We start from the raw sequence: 17,719 nt of genomic DNA, 5'->3' as shown, positions 1-17,719 counted from the left end.
ATCGCGGGCAGCATGGCTGCGGACAGCCGCTGACCACGCGCGCGGCCGGGGATTCACCCCCCACTCGCTACTCCTCGCCGCTCCGCTCCATCCGCCCGGCACGCCCGCCCCGGCGGCGCCTCAGGAGGCCGGCCCGCTCCGGCAACTCCTCCATCACCGCCCGCCGCTCTTCCGGCGTCATCCGGGTCCAGCGGCCGATCTCGTCGATCGTGCGGTGGCAGCCGACGCAGATCCGCGCCTCGGGATGCACGACGCAGGTCCTGACGCAGGGGCTCTCGATCTCGGCGCGCATCCAGATGCGATCCGTGGATTCAGGTTTCGTCACGAAAGCCCCCCGAGGTGCCGCAGGCGGTCCAGCATCCCCTGCAGGATGACAGAGGCCGCGACATGGTCGATCACCTCGGCGCGACGTTTTCGGGACGTATCCGCCTCCAGCAGCGCCCGTTCGGCCGCGACGGTCGACAGCCGCTCGTCCCAGAAGGCGATGGGCAGGTCGGTCAGGCGCGAAAGGTTCAGGGCGAAGGCGCGGGTCGATTGCACCCGCGGCCCCTCCGACCCATCCATGTTGAGTGGCAGGCCGAGGACGATCCCGGCCAGCCCGCGGCCCTGCGCGATCTTCAGGATCGCCGCCGCGTCGGCGCCGAACTTCGTCCGCCGGATCGTCTCCAGCGGACTCGCCATCGAGCGCAGGCCGTCCGACACCGCGACGCCGATCGTCTTGGTGCCGAGGTCGAGCCCGGCCAGCGCGCCGGTGCGGGGCAGGGCGGCGGCGAAGCGTGTCGCGTCGTCGCAGATCATGGCGTCAGCCCCGCCGCGTCCGCCGCCGCCTCGATCTCAGCGATCGCGTCGGGCGAGTCCGCGAATACCTCGCGCGCCTCGGCGAGGATCGCCTGCGCCCGTTCCATGTCGCCGAGGACGGCGAGAGAGGCGATGAGGCGGGCCCAGTCCGAGGCCGGTCCGCCCTCGGAGGCGAGCCGGTCCGATAGCTGCTGCACCATCCCCTCGACCATCGCCGCGCGGGCCTCCGGGTCCATCTCCTCCGCCGCTGCCATGTCCGCTGCGGACGGGCCGCGGGGCGTCTCGAGCCGGTAGTCGATGCCGGCCGCCGCCGCGACCGACTCGATCTGGCTGCGGGCCAGGCGGGTCTGCACCGCGTTCGGCGCGCCGCCCTCGGCCACCGGCCGCCACAGACGGAAGGCGAGGTCGGGCCGGTCGGTCTGCACGTAGAGAAGCCCCAGCGTGTAGCGGGCGCTGGAATTGGTCGGGTCCGTCTCCAGAGCGATCCGCGCCTGCGCCTCGGCCTCGGCGGAGACGAAGCCCCCCGCCGCCGCGACGAGAAGATCGGCGAGCCGGGCGTGGTCCTCGGCCGTCGCCGCGTCGCCCTTCAGCTCCAGCACGTGCGCCTGCGCCCGCGCGGCTTGCGGAAACCGCCCGGTCAGCGCCTCGTGCCGCGCCAGCAGCTCCCAACCGCCGAGGTCGTCAGGGCGGGTCGGGACGATCTCGCGCAGCTGCTCGACCATCGCCATGTAGTCCTCGGGGAACTCCTCCGCCGGGTCCGGCGCCTCGGCGGCGCGGGCCGCGACGATCGCCTCGGCTTCCTCCTGCGGGATGCGGGTCGCCCGCAGCTCCTCGGCCCGGGCGAGGCGGTCCTGCAGCGGCCAGTCGGGCAGGTCGGGCCGGCCCAGCGTCGCGTAGAGCGCGAGGCTGCCGCCGCCGACGACGACGAGGGCGGCGACGGCGAGCGCGCGGGTCGCGCCGCGCGGCGCCTCGGCCAGCGGGGCGGGGCCGGCCCGGTCGGCGGCGAGCAGGCGGCGGGCGATCTCGGTCCGCGCCCGTTCGGCCTCCTCCGTGCCGATCGTGCCGCGGGCGAGGTCGCGGTCCACCTCGGCCAGCTGCTCGCGGTAGAGCGCGACGTCGCTTTCCTCCGCGGGGCCGGCGGGGCGGCGCAGCAGCGGCCAGACCGCGAAGCCGGACACGGCGAACGCGAGAAGGACGATGACGATCCAGAACAGCATGCGGGCGGGCGGCTCCTGTCGGGTCCGCCCTGTCTAGCGGCGCCCCGCCGCCGCGGGAAGGGGGCCGGGGTGCGCCGGATGGGCGCGACGGCGATGCGGCGGTCGCTGGACGAGTCAAAGCGCGAGGGAGGGCAGCGTCAGCGGAGGCCAGACGCTGTCCGGGTTTCTTCGCAGCTGAGTCCGGGTCGGGGCCTTGAGTTCGACGATTGCCCCACGGAGGCCCCCGTCCCGGGCCCGCCCCGGGACCTCGACGCGCCCATGCGCTCCACCCCGCGGGGCCCCCCGGGTCAGACCCGGGGCGGGTGTTCCGGGCGCGATGGAACGCCGCCCCGATCCGGCGCACGGCCCGACCCGTCGCTCCGCCCGCGACACCCCGCCGCAATGTCGGTTTCACCCGATATCGTGACGCCTCCGGGCCGCGCCGAACCTTGCCATCCGCCCTATCAGTCGCGAGGAACGCCAGGGGTCCACGGGGCAGGGGAATCGCCGTGACGAAACGCTATTCCGTCTTCGCCATCGCCCGCGAGGCGATGCGCCACCACCAGGGGTGGGAGCGGGCGTGGCGTTCGCCAGCGCCGAAGGCGAAATACGACGTCGTCATCGTCGGCGCGGGCGGCCACGGCCTCGCCACCGCCTACTACCTCGGGAAGAACTTCGGCATCACCAACGTCGCCATCCTCGAGAAGGGCTGGCTCGGCGGCGGCAATACCGGCCGCAACACCACGATCATCCGCTCCAACTACCTGCAGGACCCCTCGGCCGCGATCTACGAGAAGTCGCGCTCGCTCTACGAGACGATGAGCCAGGACCTGAACTACAACGTCATGTTCTCCCCCCGGGGCGTCATGATGCTCGCCCAGACCGAGCACGAGGTCCGCGGCTACAGGCGCACCGCCCACGCGAACGCGCTGCAGGGCGTCGAGACCCAGTTCATCGGCCCCGAGCGGGTGAAGGAGCTGTGCCCGATCATCCATATCGAGGGCCCCCGCTACCCGGTCCTCGGCGCCCTGTGGCAGCCGCGCGGCGGCACCGCCCGGCACGACGCGGTCGCCTGGGGCTATGCCCGCGCCTGCAGCGAGATGGGCATGGACATCATCCAGCAATGCGAGGTGACGGCGATCCACCGCAGCGGCGCGGACGGTGCGGTGTCCGGCGTCAGCACCACCAAGGGCGAGATCGCCTGCGACAAGCTCTCCATCGTCGTCGCCGGCCACACCGGGCAGGTCTGCGGCCTCGCCGGCTTCCGCATGCCGATAGAGGCGATGCCGCTGCAGGCCCTCGTCTCCGAGCCGATCAAGCCGTGCATGGACGTGGTCGTCATGGCCAACACCGTCCACGGCTACATGAGCCAGTCCGACAAGGGCGAGATGGTGATCGGCGGCGGCACCGACGGCTACAACGCCTTCACCCAGCGCGGCAGCTTCCACCACATCGAGGAAACGGTGCGCGCGCTGATCGAGACCTTTCCGATCATCAGCCGGCTCAAGATGCTGCGGCAATGGGGCGGGATCGTCGACATGACCGGCGACCGCTCGCCGATCCTGTCGAAGACGCCGGTGCGGAACATCTTCGTCAATTGCGGCTGGGGGACGGGGGGCTTCAAGGCGATCCCCGGCTCCGGCTGGGCGATGGCCGAGCTGGTCGCCAAGGGAGAGCCGGGGGCGCTGGCGGCGCCGTTCTCGATGGATCGCTTCCGCGAAGGTCGCTTCATCGATGAGAGCGTGGCCGCCGGGGTGGCGCACTGACCATGCGGATCGCCGCCGATCCCCCGCCGCGGGCTGCCGGCCTGTTGCGCCCAAGCCACGCATCGGCGTCCTGCGGCGCACCCTTGGGGGGTCGATCGGCCGGCCGCCGCCCATGTCCTGTGGATATCTCCGGCCCATCTTTTCCGTGCCGCAATGCGGCGCGACAGAAGGGGCGCAAATCGGAGATTCGCCCATGGTCGACTACACTTCGCGCCCCGGCGGCCGTCCCGCGTCCGGCGGCGGCGTCGCCCTCTTCGTCGTCAGCTTCATCGCCATCGTCATCCTCGTGCTCGCCTTCTTCGACAGTCGCGGGGCAGGGTCCGTTCCGTCGCCCGATCACCTGCCGGAGCCGCCTGCGCTGGCAGCCGCGGGGGGCTGACCCGGCGGGCTCCCGCCGACCGGTTCCGGGCCTCGGGAACCGTTCGGCTTCACGATCCGTTGAGCGGCCAATCGACCGCTCAAAGGAGAAGACATCATGGCCGATCCGCGCCCGAACGATCCGCGGACCACGTCGTCCAGCAGCACCACCACGACCACCACGAAGAAGTCCGGGGGCGGCTCGATCGCCTTCATCCTCGCGGCTGTGGTCATCGTGGTCATCGTGCTGTTCTGGCTGTTCACCGGTGACGCCGACACGCCGACCGAGGCCGCGGCCGAGGATGCGGCCGCAGACGTCGGCACCGACGTCGAGGAGGCTGCCGACGACGTCGCGGTCGAGGTCGACGACGCCGCCGCCGCGACCGAGGAGACCGTCGACGACGCCGCCGCTGCGACCGAAGAAGCTGCCGAGGACGCTGCCAACGACACGGCCGACGCCGTGGAGGACACTGGCGACGCCGTCGAAGGCGCGGCCGACGAGGTCGAGGCCGAGGTGGAAGAAGAGACCACCGGCAACTGATCCGGCCGCGGGACACTCCCGCGCCGTCCTGATCGCGAGCGGGCGCCCGACGGCGTCCGCTACGCCATGTCCTGTCATCGAGGGCGGGCGCCGCGCGGCGTCCGCCCTTTCCGCGTGCGCTGGAGGCCGCCCATGCTGACCCTCACCTGTCCCTGTTGCGGCGTCGCCGCCGAGGAGACCGAACTCGTCGGCGGCGGCGAGGCCCACCTGAAGCGGCAGGGGCCGGGGTCGGACGACAGGGCGTTCGAGCAATACCTGTTCCTGCGCGAGAACCCCAAGGGCGTGCATTTCGAGCGATGGCGCCACGCCTATGGCTGCGGCAAGTGGTTCCACGTCGCCCGCGACACCGCCACGCTGGAGGTGTTCGGCACCTATTCCGCGCAGGTTTCCGCGCCGCCGGACGATATTCGGGCGGTGATCTTCGAAAGGCGTCCCGGCTGGTCCTGGAGGGAGTTCGCATGAGCACGCGCCTCGCCCGCGGCGGCCGGCTGATCGACCGCAGCCGCGCCGTTCCCTTCAGCTTCAACGGCCGCCGGATGACCGGCTATGTCGGCGACACGCTCGCCTCGGCGCTGCTGGCGAACGACCAGATGCTCGTCGGCCGCTCGTTCAAGTACCACCGCCCCCGCGGCATCGTGGCTTCCGGCGCGGAAGAGCCGAACGCCCTCGTCGGGCTGGGGCAGGGCGCGACGTTCGAGCCGAACCAGCGGGTGACGACGCAGGAGCTGTTCGCCGGGCTGGAATCGGAGAGCCAGAACCACTGGCCGTCGCTCGACTACGACGTCGGCGCGATCAACGTCCGCCTGTCGCGGTTCCTGCCGGCCGGCTTCTACTACAAGATGTTCAAGCAGCCGCGCGCCTTCTGGAAGCACGTCTACGAGCCCTTCATCCGCCGCTCCGCCGGCCTCGGCAAGGCGCCGCGGGGGCGGGACGGATCGACCTACGAGCATTTCCACGCCTACGTCGACGTGCTTGTCGTCGGCGGCGGCATCGCCGGCCTGCAGGCCGCGCTGACCGCCGGCCGGTCCGGCAAGCGGGTGCTGCTGGTCGAGCAGACCGCCCACTGGGGCGGCCGCGCGCCGGTGGACGGGGCCGAAATCGACGGCCTGCCGGCCGCGATCTGGGTGAGGAACGCCGTACAGGCGCTTGAAGGGATGGAGAACGTCGACCTGCGCCTGCGGACGATGGGCGCGGGCGTCTACGACCACGGCTACGTCCTCGCATACGAGCGGCTGGGCGATCACCTCGCCGACCCCGCGGGCGCGCGGCACCGCCTGTGGCGCATCCGCGCCGCCCGCACGATCACCGCCACCGGCGCGATCGAGCGTCCGCTCTCCTTCGCCGGCAACGACATCCCCGGCGTGATGCTCGCCTCTGCCGTGCGCGACTATGTCGTGAACTGGGGCGTCAGCCCCGGCGACCGGACCGTGATCGTCACCAACAACGACGACGCCTACCGCACCGCCATCGCGCTCGCCGAGGCGGGGCTGATGGTGCCCGCGATCCTCGACGCCCGGCCCTCCGCGGACGGCGAGCTGCCGAAGCGCGCCCGCGCGATGGGGCTTCGGGTCGAGACCGGCCGCGGCATCGCCAAGGTGAAGGGCCGCGGTCGCGTCACCGGCGTCGCGGTCTGCCTGCAGGCGGGCGAGGGCTCGGTGCTGGAGGAGATCGCCTGCGACGCGGTCGCCATGTCCGGCGGCTGGTCGCCGGTCGTGCACCTGTGGTCGCACTGCGGCGGCAAGCTGACCTGGGACGACGCCGCGGCGATGTTCCGCCCCGACACGTCCCGCCCGCCGACCGACCAGGACGGCTCGGGCTTCGTCATCCCCGCCGGCGCCGCCAACGGCGAGTTCGCCACCTCCGCGGTCCTCGCCGACGCTGCCCGGGCCGGCGCAGCCTCCAGCGGCGGCGAGGCGGACGAGACGCCGGCCGTCTCCGAACCGGCGGAAGAGCCGCTGATGCAGGTCTGGACCATGCCGCAGGGCGCCGGCCAGGCGCTGCGGTCCAAGATGTTCCTCGACTACCAGAACGACGTGAAGGTCTCGGACGTCGCCCTTGCCGCGCGCGAGGGCTACGAGAGCGTCGAGCACGCCAAGCGCTACACCACGCTCGGCATGGCGACCGACCAGGGGAAGCTGAGCAACATCAACGGCCTGGCGATCCTGTCTCAATCGCTGAACGCGCCGATCCCGCAGGTCGGCACGACGACCTTCCGCCCGCCCTACACGCCGATCTCGATGGGCTCGATCGCCGGCGTCGCGCGGGGCGAGCTGTTCCAGCCGGTCCGCCGCACGCCGATGTACGGCTGGCACGAGGCGCACGGCGCCGACTGGGAGCCGGTCGGCCAGTGGCGGCGGCCCTTCTGCTACCGCAGGGGTACCGAAGACCGGCACGAGGCGGTGAACCGCGAGGTGAAGAACGCCCGGCAAGCCCTTGGCCTGCTTGATGCTTCGACCTTGGGCAAGATCGTCGTCAAGGGGCCGGACGCCGGCCGCTTCCTCGACATGCTCTATACCAACGTCATGTCTTCGCTGCCTGTCGGCAAGTGCCGCTACGGCCTCATGTGCTCCGAAAACGGGTTCCTCATCGACGACGGCGTCGTCGCCCGCCTGTCGGACGATACCTGGCTCTGCCACACCACCACCGGCGGGGCCGACCGCATCCATACCCACATGGAGGAATGGCTCCAGACCGAATGGTGGGACTGGCGCGTCTACGTCGCGAACGTCACCGAGCAGTACGCCCAGGTTGCCGTCGTCGGCCCGAACGCCCGCAAGGTGCTGGAAAAGCTCGGCGGCATGGACGTCAGCAAGGAGGCGCTGCCCTTCATGGCCTGGGCCGAGGGCGAGATCGGCGGCTTTCCCGCGCGCGTCTTCCGCATCTCCTTTTCCGGCGAGCTCTCCTACGAGATCGCCGTCCCCGCCAGCCGCGGGCTGGAGTTCTGGGAGCGGCTGGTCGCTGAAGGCGCCGAGTTCGGCGCCATGCCCTACGGGACCGAGGCGCTCCACATCCTGCGCGCCGAGAAGGGCTTCATCATGATCGGCGACGAGACCGACGGCACGGTGATCCCGCAGGACCTGAACCTCGACTGGGCGATCTCGAAGAAGAAGGACGACTTCATCGGCAAGCGCGGCCAGCAGCGGACCCACATGGCGGACCCCGAGCGGTGGAAGCTGGTGGGGCTCGAGACGCTGGACGGCTCGGTCCTGCCGGAAGGGGCCTACGCGGTCGCGGACGGCACCAACGCGAACGGCCAGCGGAACGTGCAGGGGCGGGTCACCTCGACCTACCATTCGCCGACCTTCGGGCGCGGCATCGCGATGGGCCTCGTCCGGCGGGGGCCCGAGCGGATGGGCGAGGTGATCGAGTTCAACCGCGTGGACGGCGCGCCGGTGAAGGCGCGCATCGTCGATCCGGTGCTCTACGACAAGGACGGGGAGAAGCTGCATGGCTGAGGCGGTGAGCGCCCTTTGGGGCCGCGAGGACGGCGCGCGGGTGCAGGTCCGCGACGGCGGCCTGCGCGGCATGGTCACGATCCGCGCCGACCTCTCGGACGAGGCGGTGCAGCGCACGGTCGGCGAGGTCGCGGGCGTCCACCTGCCGGAGCGGGGCAGGGCGTCGATGAAGGGCGAGCGCGCGCTCCTGTGGATGTCGCCGGACGAGCTGCTGCTGGTCGCGCCCTACGGCGCGGGGGGCGGGCTGGTGTCGGCGCTGGGCGAGAAGCTGGAAGGCGTGCATCACCTCGCCGCCGACGTCTCGGACGCCCGCGCGGTGATCGAGGTCGAGGGCCCGGGCGTGCGCGACGTCCTCGCCAAGCTGGCGCCGGTGGACCTGTCGCGGGGCGCCTTCCCGGTCGGCGCCTTCCGCCGGACCCGCCTCGGGCAGGTCGCCGCCGCCTTCTGGCTGGAGACGGACGAGCGCGCCCAGGTGATCTGCTTCCGCTCGGTGGCGGAGTACGTGTTCGGCCTGCTGGCCGCATCGGCGAAGGATGGCGAGGTGGGGTTCTACGGCTGAGGCGGCCGGGGAATGGGACGGCCGCTGCGCTCTGTCGATCAGGCCCCGGCTCGGGGCCGGGGCGGGCCGTACAGCAAAGAGCCCCGTCCCGGGCCCGACCCGGGACCTCGCGCAATTCGGGTGACCCGCCAGGTCCGGCGAGGCCCCGGCTCGGGGCCGGGGCGGGTCCGTCCGGTCGAGAATGGCCCGTCCCGGGCCCGACCCGGGACCTCGCGCAATTCAGGTGACCCGCCAGGTCCGGCGAGGCCCCGGCTCAAGGCCGGGGCGGGTTTTCCGTGATCCGGAACCGCCCGAGCTCGCGCGCACCCCGAGCGGCGCGCACGGGCCCCCCAGACCCCCTCACTCCTCCTCCACCGGCGCCGTCCCCGGCGGTCCGGCCCAGGGCCTGAACGGCACGCCGACGCCGTCGGAGATCCGCGCGACCTCCGCCGCGATCTGCGCGTCGGTCAGGTCCGGCCAGTCCAGTCCGCCCGCGATCAGCCCCGCCGCATTCAGCCGCCGCCCCAGCTCGGCGAAGTCGATCTCGCCCCAGCTGGTGCGCGAGGGACCGCTTGCGTGCTCCTCGATCCAGTTCCGGCGCAGAAGGTCGATCGCCGTCGCCTCCGCGCCCTGGAACGCCCGGATCTGCCGCGCGAAGATGTCGTCGAGATGTCCATCCCGGCGCGCGATCACGGCCACCTTCTGGTCGGCGTGGCCCACGAGCGCGAGCAGATGCAGCGGCGAGCAATCCACCGCGATGACCTGCCGGGCGGCGCGATAGGCCGCGATCTGCTCGGCATGGGAGTGCTTCTGCGGATGGAAGACCTCGTAGCCCTCGGCCTTCAGCCGCTCTTCCAGCAGCGCCTCGCCGAGGATCGAGCCGCGGACCGGGGGCAGAGCGGAGCGCGAGACGTAGATCTTCTCCGCGCCTTGGGGCGCGATGCCCTTGCCGGCATGGGCGCGGACGAAGTCGCGGAACTCGGGCGCCCCTTCGATCATCTGGAACATGCCGAAGCCCTGGCCGGGCACGTAGAGCCGCTCCACCCGCGTCGGATCCTCGATGTTGCGCATCTCGCAGTCGACGCCGAGGGCCTGCAGGAACGGGCGATAGACGTTCATCACGTGCCCGGGCCGGTTCTGGAACTTCGGCACGTAGAGGACGCCGTCGATCCGGTCCTTCAGGGCGCCGTAGGCCCAGATCCGGCTGATGCTCTCCACCAGGAAATGGCCGAAATGGCCGAAGAGCGGCCCGAGGAACATCCAGGTGCCTGGCAGGTCCGCGATGTCGCCTTCCGGCATCGCGGGCGCCATCGTCACCTGGGCCATTCCGCGCCACGTCACCGAGTTCTCCACCAGCGCGCCGTCCGGCGTCAGCACGCCCGAGCGCTGCACCGACCGGTTGCCGAGGCCCTTTGCCGGCGGCACGACGAACGCGCCCTCGATCAGGTCGATCCGGTCCGCGATGGAGCCCGAGAGGTCGGGGACGGTCGGTGCGGATGCGGTGCCGGTGCCCATCTTTCGGCCCTCGTCGGTTCGCTGGATGCCCGCGCCAGCACTAGGTGGACGGGTCGCACCTTGTCCATAGATGTGGCGATCCCGCCCCGAAAAACGCCAGAATTGCTGCTATTGAATGCCCTGTCCGCCGCGGCGTAGGCTCGCCCGCGGGACAGAACGGTCTCCACGCACGAGGGACCGGCCGGGCCGGAGCAGAGGGCGTGTCCGCCATGGGCGTAGAGAACATCGAGAGGATCACCGCCGAAGAGGCGTTCGTCCGGGCCAAGGGCAACGCGCTGCGCCGCTTTCCCGCGCCCGAGCGCGACGGCGAGCGTCTGTATCCGCTGGCCTCGCCGACGGTGACGCCATCGTTCCGGATCGCCGAGGGCGACACGGTCTTCGCCATCGGCAGCTGCTTCGCCCGCAACGTCGAGAAGGCGCTGGAAGGGGCCGGAAAGCGCGTCCTCAGCCGCGAGTTCGAACTGGGCGACGTCGGCGAGAGCCTCGGCGACGCCGCGAACTTCTTCAACAAGTACTCGATCCACTCGGTCACCAACGAGATCCGCTGGGCGCTGGAGCGCGAGACCTTCCCCGGCGCCGACGTGATCTACGAGATCGGCAAGGGCCGCTACTGCGACCCGCAGCTCGGCATGGCGCGGCTCGACTTCGACCTCGAGACGATCCTCGCCTTCCGTCACCGCTACCTCGACGCGATGGCGGCGGTGAAGGACGCGGACGTCATCATCCTGACGCTCGGCTACGTCGAGACGTGGTACGACCGCAGGCTCGGCCTCTACCTCAACGTCGTGCCGCCCGTTCAGCTCATCAAGGCCGAGCCGGACCGGTTCGAGTTCCGGGTCCTCAGCTACAGCGACGTCCTCGGCGGGCTGGAGGAGCTGTACGCCCTGCTGGTGAAGCACCGCACGAAGCCGCTCAAGATGCTGGTGACGGTGTCGCCGGTGCCGCTGCTGGCGACCTTCCGCGACATGGACGTGCTGGTCGCCAACGCCTACTCCAAGTCGGTGCAGCGCGCCGCGCTGGACGAGTTCGTGCTCGGCAAGGAGGGCGTCGACTACTTCCCCAGCTACGAGTTCGTGACCCTGTCGAACCCCACCGTCGCCTGGGCGCGGAACGACTACCGCCATGTCTCGCCCGACGTGGTGAACCGGATCATGTCGAACGTGCTGGTCTCCTACGTCGACGGGGCCGAGGCGGCCGAGGCGCCGGGCCTGCTCACCTCCGAGGGGCTGCGGGCGTCGCTGAAGATGCTGATGAAGCTCAACCATTTTCAGGAAATCGTGGATCTGTGCGCCGCCAACCGCGAGCTGGCGGACGCCGACGTGGAGGTGCTGATGGTCGAGGCGACGGCCGCGCGCCGGCTGGAGCAGCTGCAGCAGAGCTTCGACGCCCTGACCAAGGCGGCGGAGATCGCGCCGGGCCGCCACGACGCGCTGGAACGGATGATCATGCTGTGCCGCCCGATGCGGATGCGGCAGGAGGCGCGGTCGCTGCTGCAGCGGCACGAGACGGCGTTCCCGGGCCGGTCGGAGTTCCGCGACAAGGTGACCTGGGTGTAGGTGGGTGATCCCCACCACGGCCCGGGAGAGGTGGGTTTCGTCCACCCTACGGCATCGGCGACCGTGACATGGGCGTCCCGCCCCGGGCTTGACCCGGGGCCTCGCGGGCCGGAGCTCTTCATCCTCTCGGGGTCCCGGCTCGAGGCCGGGACGGGTATCCGGTGGGCTGAGCCGTCAACTGTGCGCGGGCGCCCGACGGCTCCCCACTTGCCCCCCCACCTGCGGAACCGCCGTCCCCCCGCGCCCGTTGCCCCGTCGCGCCATTGACCTTTCCGCCCGCGCCCCGTTTGGTGTGCGCGGCCCCAACCTCATTCAAGTCAAGCGAGGACCCCATGGCTTTCGAACTTCCCGACCTTCCGTACGCCCACGACGCGCTCGCCTCGAAGGGCATGTCGAAGGAGACGCTCGAGTATCACCACGACCTCCACCACAAGGCCTATGTCGACAACGGCAACAAGGCGATTGCCGGGACCGAGTGGGAGAACAAGTCGCTCGAGGAGATCATCAAGGGCACCTACGACCCGAACGCGGTCGCGCAGAACGGGATCTTCAACAACATCAGCCAGCTGTGGAACCACAACCAGTTCTGGGAGATGATGGGTCCGAACGGCGGCGGCGCCATGCCGTCCGAGCTGGAGAGCGCGATCACCGACAGCTTCGGCTCGGTGCAGAAGTTCAAGGACGACTTCTCCGCCGCCGGCGCCGGGCAGTTCGGCTCGGGCTGGGCCTGGCTGGTCAAGGACACGGACGGCTCGCTGAAGGTCACCAAGACCGAGAACGGCGTGAACCCGGTGTGCTTCGGCCAGACCGCTCTGCTGGGCTGCGACGTGTGGGAGCATTCCTACTACATCGACTTCCGCAACAAGCGCCCGGCCTACCTGTCGAACTTCCTCGACAACTTGGTGAACTGGGAGAACGTCGCCAGCCGCATGTAAGCGCCTCGCCCGACGGATCGGGGGGCTCCCGGGCAGATCGCCCGGGAGCCCCTTTCCGATTCCGGGCGAGGATGCGCTGCCGCCCGGTCAGCCAGCGGAACCGGCGTCATTTCCGGCGGGTTTCCTCCCTGAACGCAGCGAAGGAGGCACTCATGGCCGAACGCGTGAAATCCAAGGACGGGGTGAAGGAGACGGACGAGTTCACCACCGACCTCGACCAGCCCCACCACCAGGGCCGCGGGCAGGGCAACCTCGAGACCGACGTCGGCACCCGCGACGAGCAGAAGCAGTCGCAGAAGGGCGGCGGCGCCACCCGCGTCACCAAGGAGGACGAGGAAGGCGAGGGCAACCTCGGCGGTCACCACGGCACCGGCGAGGGGAGCAGCTGAGATGACGAACATCCGCAATGGCGACTGGGTCGTCGTCGCCGACGGCGAGAAGGCCCTGATCCTGGAGAACCGCACCGACGGCGAGGACCCGTTCCTCGAGGTGATCCGCAAGGAGCACGAGGAGAACCCGCCCGACCGCGAGCAGAAGACCGACCGCCCGGGCCGCGGCCACGACACCGGGCCGAACCAGCGTTCGGGGATGGACGAGGCGGACTTCCACGAACTGCAGAAGGAGAGGTTCGCCGACGATCTGGCCGACATCCTCTACCGCTACGCCCACCGCGGGCGGTTCGACCGGATGGTGCTGGTGGCGGGACCGCAGGTCCTCGGCAACATCCGCCCCGCGCTTCACAAGGAGGTGTCGGACCGGATCGTGGGCGAGGTGCACAAGGTGCTGACCAACCACCCGGTGCGCGAGATCGAGAAGATCGTGAAGGACACGCTCGCCGACGCGGCGTGACATGGAAGGCTGCCGCCGGGCGAACCGGCGGCGGCCTTTTCTGGCGCCCCCGCAGATGACCGCTCCGGCCTCGAGCCGGAGCCTCGACGGGCTCGGCGCCCTGACCGGCGAGAGGCCCCGGCTCAAGGCCGGGGCGGATCGAATACCGCGTACACGGACAGGGGATGTCCGACCCGATCGTGGGCGAGGTGTACAAGGTGTTGACGAACTACCCGGTGCGCGAGATCGAGAAGATCGTGAAGGACACGCGCGCCGACGCGGCGTGGCATGGAAGGCCGCCGCCGGGCGAACCGGTGGCGGCCTTTCTTCTGGCGCCCCCGCAGATGACCGCCCCGGCCTCGAGCCGGGGCCCCGATGGGCTCGGCGCCCTGACCGGGGAGAGGCCCCGGCTCAAGGCCGGGGCGGGTATCACTTGACACCGCGTCCACGGACAGGGCGGCCGCGCTCAGCGCGCGAACGCCTCCGCCAGCGCGCGCTCCAGCGCCTCCACGTCCGGCACCGACCGCACCAGGTCCTTCAGGCTCTCCGCCGCGAACCCTTCCGCCACGACATGCTCCAGCAGCGTCACGAGCGGCGCCCAGTATCCTTCGGTATCCAGCAGCAGGATCGGCTTGGCGTGCAGCCCCAGCTGCGCCCAGGTCAGGACCTCGAAGAACTCGTCCAGGCTGCCGGCGCCGCCGGGCAGGACCACGACCGCGTCGGCGTTCATGAACATCACCTTCTTGCGCTCGTGCATCGTTTCGGTGACCACGAACGTGTCGAGGTCGCGCTTGCCGACCTCCAGCGACAGAAGGTGCGTCGGGATCACGCCGAAGGTCGCGCCGCCGCCCTCCTGCGCCGCCCGCGCGACGCGGCCCATCAGGCCGACGTCGCCGGCGCCGTAGACGAGGCGCCAGCCGTTGCGGGCCAGCATCCGGCCCGTCGCCTCGGCCGCCGCGGCATAGGCCGGCCGCCCGCCGTCGCGCGAGCCGCAATAGACGCAGACCGACCGTGTCGTCACTGCACGTTTCCTCCGTCCGGCAACCGCCCCGTTTCACGGGCCTTTTGACCGTCCATAGCCCTGTTGATATGGTCGCTCAACCGCGGTCCATCGGGGGACGGTCCGCGGGGTCTGCTGACTGATCCCAGGGGGATGGAACTTGGCTTCGACGAGCGTGCCGCGCCTGCTCCTGGGCGGAGGCGCGGCCATCGCGCTGATGGTCGCGGTACTGACATTGATCCCGGCGCCGGAGCCGGAGCCCGTCGACGCGGACGCGGAGACGCTGGCCGCCGTACCGGCGGGCGACGCGTCGGCGGGGGATCCCGCGGCGGACGCCCGGGCGGCTGATGCGGACGAAGTGGCGGCGACCGACGCCGACGCTGCCGCCGTCGTGCCCGCGCCGCGCTTCTCGGACGTGCGGATCGAGCCGGGCGGCGTGTCCCTGGTCTCGGGCCTCGCGGCGCCGGGGACGCAGGTCCGCGTGCTGCTCGACGATATCGCGCTGGCCGAGGTCGACGTGGGCGAGACCGGAATGTTCATCGAATACGTGGACATCGCGCCGTCCGAGATCGCCCGCCGGCTGAGCCTCGTCGCCGACCCCGACGGCGCGGCCGTCGCCTCGCCCGACTCGATCCTCGTCGCCCCCACCGTCGCCCCGCCCCCCCTCGACCTCGCGCTCGCGGACGACAATTCCGCGGACGCGCTCGGTCCGGTGACGGGAGCCGACAGCATCGCCCTGGCGGACGCGCCAGGCTCACCGGCCGGGCCATCCGAAGACGGGATCGCCGAACATGCCGGGGACGAGGGAGACGACCCGGCCGGGGAAGAGGTGGCGGTGACGGATCTCGCCGACGCGGGCACTGCCCCCGAGGAGACGGCACCCGTCGGACCGGCTCCCGACGACACGCCTCCGGCCGCGACCGCGGAGGCAGGCGCCGGACCGGAAGAACCCGCGGCCGATGCCCTGCCGATCGACGATGCGGCGCCGGATGCGGTCGCGGCATTGGAGTCCGACCCGACGGAATTGCCGACCGAGAGCGCCGGGGAGCAGACGGACGCCGCGCAGGTGGAACCGACCGGCCCGGGCGACGGCACCGATGCTCCCTCCGAACTCGCCCTCGCCGACCCGGCCGGTACAGGAACCGCGGCCGGGCCCGGCATTGACGAGGAGGCCAACGCCGGTGCCGGTGCCGGGACCGATACCGACGGCGGGGGCAATCCGACCGATGATGTCGTGGCGAGCGGTCCGGCGGAGACCGGGACCTTGCCGGACGCCGCGGGAGAGACTGCGGAGGTGGCGGTCGAGACCGCGGAGGGCGCGCCGGACCCGGCGACGGACGAGCTGGAGACGGCCACGGCTGATAGCGGCCCGGCGGAGCCGGCGCAGCCGGACGGGGACGAGATCGCCAGCGCGGTCGCGGTCGATGCCGGGACGGGCGTGGAACCGGCCGCGGCGGGCGACGATCCGGAGGTGGCCACGGCGGGGGCAACCGGACCCGAGGATGCAGGGACCGGCGCGGATCCCGATGTGGAAGCGGGCGATACGGAGATGGCCGCGACGGCCGGACCCGCGCCCGATGTTGCCGAGACGGGCGTGGAGCCGCCGGAGGTGGCGGACGGCGCCGACGTCGCGACCGCCGGAGCCGGGCCCGACGACGCGGGAACCGGCGCCCTCGGCCTCGATGGACCGGAGGAAGACCCGCCGGCATCGGCCGTGGCTGCGGTGGAGGGTGGACCCGCTGCAGGCGAGGAGGGCGGGGCCGCGCAGGCGCCGGACCAGCTTGCGGCCACCGGCGATATTGCCGCCCGCGCGGACGATGGCGCCGCCGCGGACGGCGAGCCGGCCGCGGGCGAGGGCGGAAACGGCGCGGACCCGGAGACCGCGTCGGCGCCGGAAACCGTTCCGGCCGATGCGGACAACGCTTCTGCGGAGGCGGAGGCGGAGGGCGAGGCGCCCGGCGATGCGCTGGTACGGCTGGGGCAGGAGGTCGCGCCAACGACGTCCGAAGCCCCGTCCGGCGGCATGCTGTCCGGGGATGACGTCGCGGTGCTGCCCGAACCGGGAGAGGACGCTGCCGGGGACGGCGGCGCGGAGCCGGTCGCGCCCGAGCTGGCGGACGCGACGGAGCCGCAGCCGGCGGACGCGCCAGCGCTCGCTCTCGCCGAGCCGGCGGAGACGGCGGATCCCGGGCCGGTGCCGCAGGCCCTGACCGAACCCGCCTCCGTGCCCGAGCCCGATCTGGCGGAGGCGGGGACCGAGCCGGCGGCGCCGCCGGATCCCGAGCCTCCCGCGGTCTCGGTCGAGATCGCCTCGGCCGCGCCGCCGCCGGAGGGTGGCAGCGCACCGACCGTCGCCACGACCGCAGAAGCCGCGGCGGCGACCGCCCCGCCCGGCGACCTGGATACGCCCGCACCGGCCGTGGCCGATCGGCCGGACCCGGCGGCGTCCGGAACGCCTCCCGCCGCCCTCGCCGACGCGCCCGCTCCGCCGGCGGTCCCGGAGGACGGCGGCGCGCCCGCCCAGGCGCCGCTGCTGATGGCCGGCGAGGAAGGGGTCCGCCTGCTGCAGCCGGCGCTCGCGCCGGGGGCCGGGCCGGATGTCCTCGACACGGTCGCCCTCGACACGATCACCTACGACGACGGCGGCGAGGTCCTCGTCTCGGGCCGGGCGGTCGGCGGCGGCGCGGTGCGGGTCTACGTGGACAACGCGCTCGTCCTCGAGGCGCCGGTCGGCGCGGGCGGGGACTGGGCCGGCCGGGTCGACCCCGAACTGCCCGCCGGCACCTACACGATGCGTGTGGACCAGATCGGCGCCGACGGCGAGGTCGTCAGCCGGATCGAGAGCCCGTTCCTGCGGGAAGAGCGGCAGACCATCGCCGCCGCCCTCCAGGTCGCCGCCGGCGGCGTCGCGGTGCGGACGATCCAGCCAGGCAACACGCTCTGGGGCATCGCCGAGGAGCGCTACGGCGACGGCTTCATGTACGTCGCCGTGTTCGAGGCGAACCGCGACCGGATCCGGAACCCGAACCTGATCTATCCCGGCCAGGTATTCCGCATTCCCGAACCGGCGGGCGAGTAGGCGGCCGGGATCCGGCGGAGCGCCTTGCGGCGCATTCCTTTTCTTGAGGGGGCGTTCCGCCCCCGTCCGGCCCCGCGGGGCCGGACTCCCCCTGAGGATATTTGCGGCTCGGTGAGAGGGAGGGCGGGGCGCGCCGCCGGCTTCGGCGCGCCCGG

17 protein-coding genes are annotated in these 17,719 nt (G+C 72.0%); 12 read left to right on the top strand and 5 right to left on the bottom strand.

Going from position 1 to position 17,719, the window contains the following annotated elements; translation table 11 throughout:
* Positions 1 to 67: 67 nt before the first annotated feature.
* Genes A37W_RS0113145 through ccmI form a run of 3 tightly spaced genes read right to left on the bottom strand, consistent with a single transcriptional unit; the run spans position 68 to position 2,015 of the window.
* A complete protein-coding gene (locus A37W_RS0113145) occupies positions 68 to 292 on the bottom strand; it encodes a DUF1289 domain-containing protein (RefSeq protein WP_018303497.1) in 225 nt (74 codons plus the stop codon).
* A gap of 29 nt (positions 293 to 321) precedes the next feature.
* Positions 322 to 798 carry a Holliday junction resolvase RuvX gene (gene ruvX, locus A37W_RS0113140; RefSeq protein ID WP_018303496.1) on the bottom strand — a complete coding sequence of 159 codons (477 nt, stop codon included), beginning with the start codon at positions 796 to 798 and terminating at the stop codon, positions 322 to 324.
* Positions 795 to 2,015 carry a c-type cytochrome biogenesis protein CcmI gene (gene ccmI, locus A37W_RS0113135; protein WP_018303495.1) on the bottom strand — a complete coding sequence of 407 codons (1,221 nt, stop codon included), beginning with the start codon at positions 2,013 to 2,015 and terminating at the stop codon, positions 795 to 797. The genes ruvX and ccmI overlap by 4 nt, the downstream gene beginning before the upstream one ends.
* Positions 2,016 to 2,497: 482 nt before the next feature.
* Between ccmI and A37W_RS0113130 the strand changes: the two genes are divergently transcribed.
* From A37W_RS0113130 to A37W_RS0113105, 6 genes are all read left to right on the top strand, one after another.
* Positions 2,498 to 3,760: a sarcosine oxidase subunit beta family protein gene (locus tag A37W_RS0113130; protein WP_373286036.1), complete on the top strand. Its 1,263-nt coding sequence runs from the start codon at positions 2,498 to 2,500 to the stop codon at positions 3,758 to 3,760.
* A gap of 193 nt (positions 3,761 to 3,953) precedes the next feature.
* Positions 3,954 to 4,139, top strand: coding sequence for a hypothetical protein (locus A37W_RS0113125; protein WP_018303493.1), 186 nt, complete (start codon positions 3,954 to 3,956; stop codon positions 4,137 to 4,139).
* A 96-nt stretch (positions 4,140 to 4,235) separates the two neighbouring features.
* Positions 4,236 to 4,658, top strand: coding sequence for a hypothetical protein (locus A37W_RS22900; RefSeq protein WP_018303492.1), 423 nt, complete (start codon positions 4,236 to 4,238; stop codon positions 4,656 to 4,658).
* Between the two features lie 132 nt (positions 4,659 to 4,790).
* Positions 4,791 to 5,120 (top strand): sarcosine oxidase subunit delta, encoded by a 330-nt coding sequence (locus tag A37W_RS0113115; protein WP_018303491.1) that lies wholly within the window; start codon positions 4,791 to 4,793, stop codon positions 5,118 to 5,120.
* Positions 5,117 to 8,113: a sarcosine oxidase subunit alpha family protein gene (locus A37W_RS0113110; RefSeq protein WP_018303490.1), complete on the top strand. Its 2,997-nt coding sequence runs from the start codon at positions 5,117 to 5,119 to the stop codon at positions 8,111 to 8,113. The genes A37W_RS0113115 and A37W_RS0113110 overlap by 4 nt, the downstream gene beginning before the upstream one ends.
* Positions 8,106 to 8,672, top strand: a complete 567-nt coding sequence (locus tag A37W_RS0113105; protein ID WP_018303489.1) for a sarcosine oxidase subunit gamma — start codon at positions 8,106 to 8,108, stop codon at positions 8,670 to 8,672. The genes A37W_RS0113110 and A37W_RS0113105 overlap by 8 nt, the downstream gene beginning before the upstream one ends.
* 339 nt (positions 8,673 to 9,011) lie before the next feature.
* Here A37W_RS0113105 and A37W_RS21910 read toward each other — a convergent pair whose 3' ends face one another.
* A complete protein-coding gene (locus tag A37W_RS21910) occupies positions 9,012 to 10,166 on the bottom strand; it encodes a glycosyltransferase family 61 protein (RefSeq protein ID WP_018303488.1) in 1,155 nt (384 codons plus the stop codon).
* A gap of 209 nt (positions 10,167 to 10,375) precedes the next feature.
* On the opposite strand from A37W_RS21910, the gene A37W_RS0113095 reads away from it, so the two are divergent.
* The 5 genes from A37W_RS0113095 (at position 10,376) to A37W_RS0113075 (ending at position 13,922) form a co-directional block, all read left to right on the top strand.
* Complete coding sequence (locus tag A37W_RS0113095; RefSeq protein ID WP_018303487.1) at positions 10,376 to 11,722, top strand: GSCFA domain-containing protein; 1,347 nt, start codon at positions 10,376 to 10,378, stop codon at positions 11,720 to 11,722.
* Positions 11,723 to 12,054: 332 nt separating this feature from the next.
* Positions 12,055 to 12,657, top strand: a complete 603-nt coding sequence (locus A37W_RS0113090; RefSeq protein ID WP_018303486.1) for a superoxide dismutase — start codon at positions 12,055 to 12,057, stop codon at positions 12,655 to 12,657.
* Between the two features lie 152 nt (positions 12,658 to 12,809).
* The gene (locus tag A37W_RS0113085; RefSeq protein ID WP_018303485.1) at positions 12,810 to 13,046 is read left to right on the top strand and encodes a hypothetical protein; all 237 of its coding nucleotides are present in this window, start codon (positions 12,810 to 12,812) and stop codon (positions 13,044 to 13,046) included.
* Between the two features lies 1 nt (position 13,047).
* Positions 13,048 to 13,506, top strand: a complete 459-nt coding sequence (locus A37W_RS0113080; RefSeq protein WP_018303484.1) for a host attachment family protein — start codon at positions 13,048 to 13,050, stop codon at positions 13,504 to 13,506.
* Positions 13,507 to 13,670: 164 nt separating this feature from the next.
* Positions 13,671 to 13,922, top strand: a complete 252-nt coding sequence (locus A37W_RS0113075; protein ID WP_018303483.1) for a hypothetical protein — start codon at positions 13,671 to 13,673, stop codon at positions 13,920 to 13,922.
* Between the two features lie 29 nt (positions 13,923 to 13,951).
* Here A37W_RS0113075 and A37W_RS0113070 read toward each other — a convergent pair whose 3' ends face one another.
* The gene (locus A37W_RS0113070) at positions 13,952 to 14,506 is read right to left on the bottom strand and encodes an LOG family protein (RefSeq protein ID WP_018303482.1); all 555 of its coding nucleotides are present in this window, start codon (positions 14,504 to 14,506) and stop codon (positions 13,952 to 13,954) included.
* 154 nt (positions 14,507 to 14,660) lie between these two features.
* Here A37W_RS0113070 and A37W_RS24565 point away from each other — a divergent pair, with 154 nt between their 5' ends.
* On the top strand, positions 14,661 to 17,564 hold the full coding sequence (locus A37W_RS24565; RefSeq protein ID WP_018303481.1) for a LysM peptidoglycan-binding domain-containing protein: 2,904 nt from the start codon (positions 14,661 to 14,663) through the stop codon (positions 17,562 to 17,564).
* Positions 17,565 to 17,719: the final 155 nt, after the last annotated feature.

The sequence above is a fragment of the Wenxinia marina DSM 24838 genome (assembly GCF_000379485.1).
GTDB classification, from domain to species: Bacteria; Pseudomonadota; Alphaproteobacteria; order Rhodobacterales; family Rhodobacteraceae; genus Wenxinia; species Wenxinia marina.
Note: the sequence above shows the minus strand (reverse complement) of the source record. Positions and strands in the feature narration are given on the sequence as shown.

Excerpts from the sequence above, each read along its gene's own strand:
- ccmI (WP_018303495.1), bottom strand. The coding sequence starts at position 2,015 with ATGCTGTTCTGGATCGTCATCGTCCTTCTCGCGTTCGCCGTGTCCGGC.
- ruvX (WP_018303496.1), bottom strand. The coding sequence starts at position 798 with ATGATCTGCGACGACGCGACACGCTTCGCCGCCGCCCTGCCCCGCACC.
- A37W_RS0113105 (WP_018303489.1), top strand. The coding sequence starts at position 8,106 with ATGGCTGAGGCGGTGAGCGCCCTTTGGGGCCGCGAGGACGGCGCGCGG.
- A37W_RS0113115 (WP_018303491.1), top strand. The coding sequence starts at position 4,791 with ATGCTGACCCTCACCTGTCCCTGTTGCGGCGTCGCCGCCGAGGAGACC.
- A37W_RS0113125 (WP_018303493.1), top strand. The coding sequence starts at position 3,954 with ATGGTCGACTACACTTCGCGCCCCGGCGGCCGTCCCGCGTCCGGCGGC.
- A37W_RS0113110 (WP_018303490.1), top strand. The coding sequence starts at position 5,117 with ATGAGCACGCGCCTCGCCCGCGGCGGCCGGCTGATCGACCGCAGCCGC.
- A37W_RS21910 (WP_018303488.1), bottom strand. The coding sequence starts at position 10,166 with ATGGGCACCGGCACCGCATCCGCACCGACCGTCCCCGACCTCTCGGGC.
- A37W_RS0113075 (WP_018303483.1), top strand. The coding sequence starts at position 13,671 with ATGTCCGACCCGATCGTGGGCGAGGTGTACAAGGTGTTGACGAACTAC.
- A37W_RS0113080 (WP_018303484.1), top strand. The coding sequence starts at position 13,048 with ATGACGAACATCCGCAATGGCGACTGGGTCGTCGTCGCCGACGGCGAG.
- A37W_RS0113145 (WP_018303497.1), bottom strand. The coding sequence starts at position 292 with ATGCGCGCCGAGATCGAGAGCCCCTGCGTCAGGACCTGCGTCGTGCAT.
- A37W_RS0113095 (WP_018303487.1), top strand. The coding sequence starts at position 10,376 with ATGGGCGTAGAGAACATCGAGAGGATCACCGCCGAAGAGGCGTTCGTC.
- A37W_RS0113085 (WP_018303485.1), top strand. The coding sequence starts at position 12,810 with ATGGCCGAACGCGTGAAATCCAAGGACGGGGTGAAGGAGACGGACGAG.
- A37W_RS22900 (WP_018303492.1), top strand. The coding sequence starts at position 4,236 with ATGGCCGATCCGCGCCCGAACGATCCGCGGACCACGTCGTCCAGCAGC.
- A37W_RS0113090 (WP_018303486.1), top strand. The coding sequence starts at position 12,055 with ATGGCTTTCGAACTTCCCGACCTTCCGTACGCCCACGACGCGCTCGCC.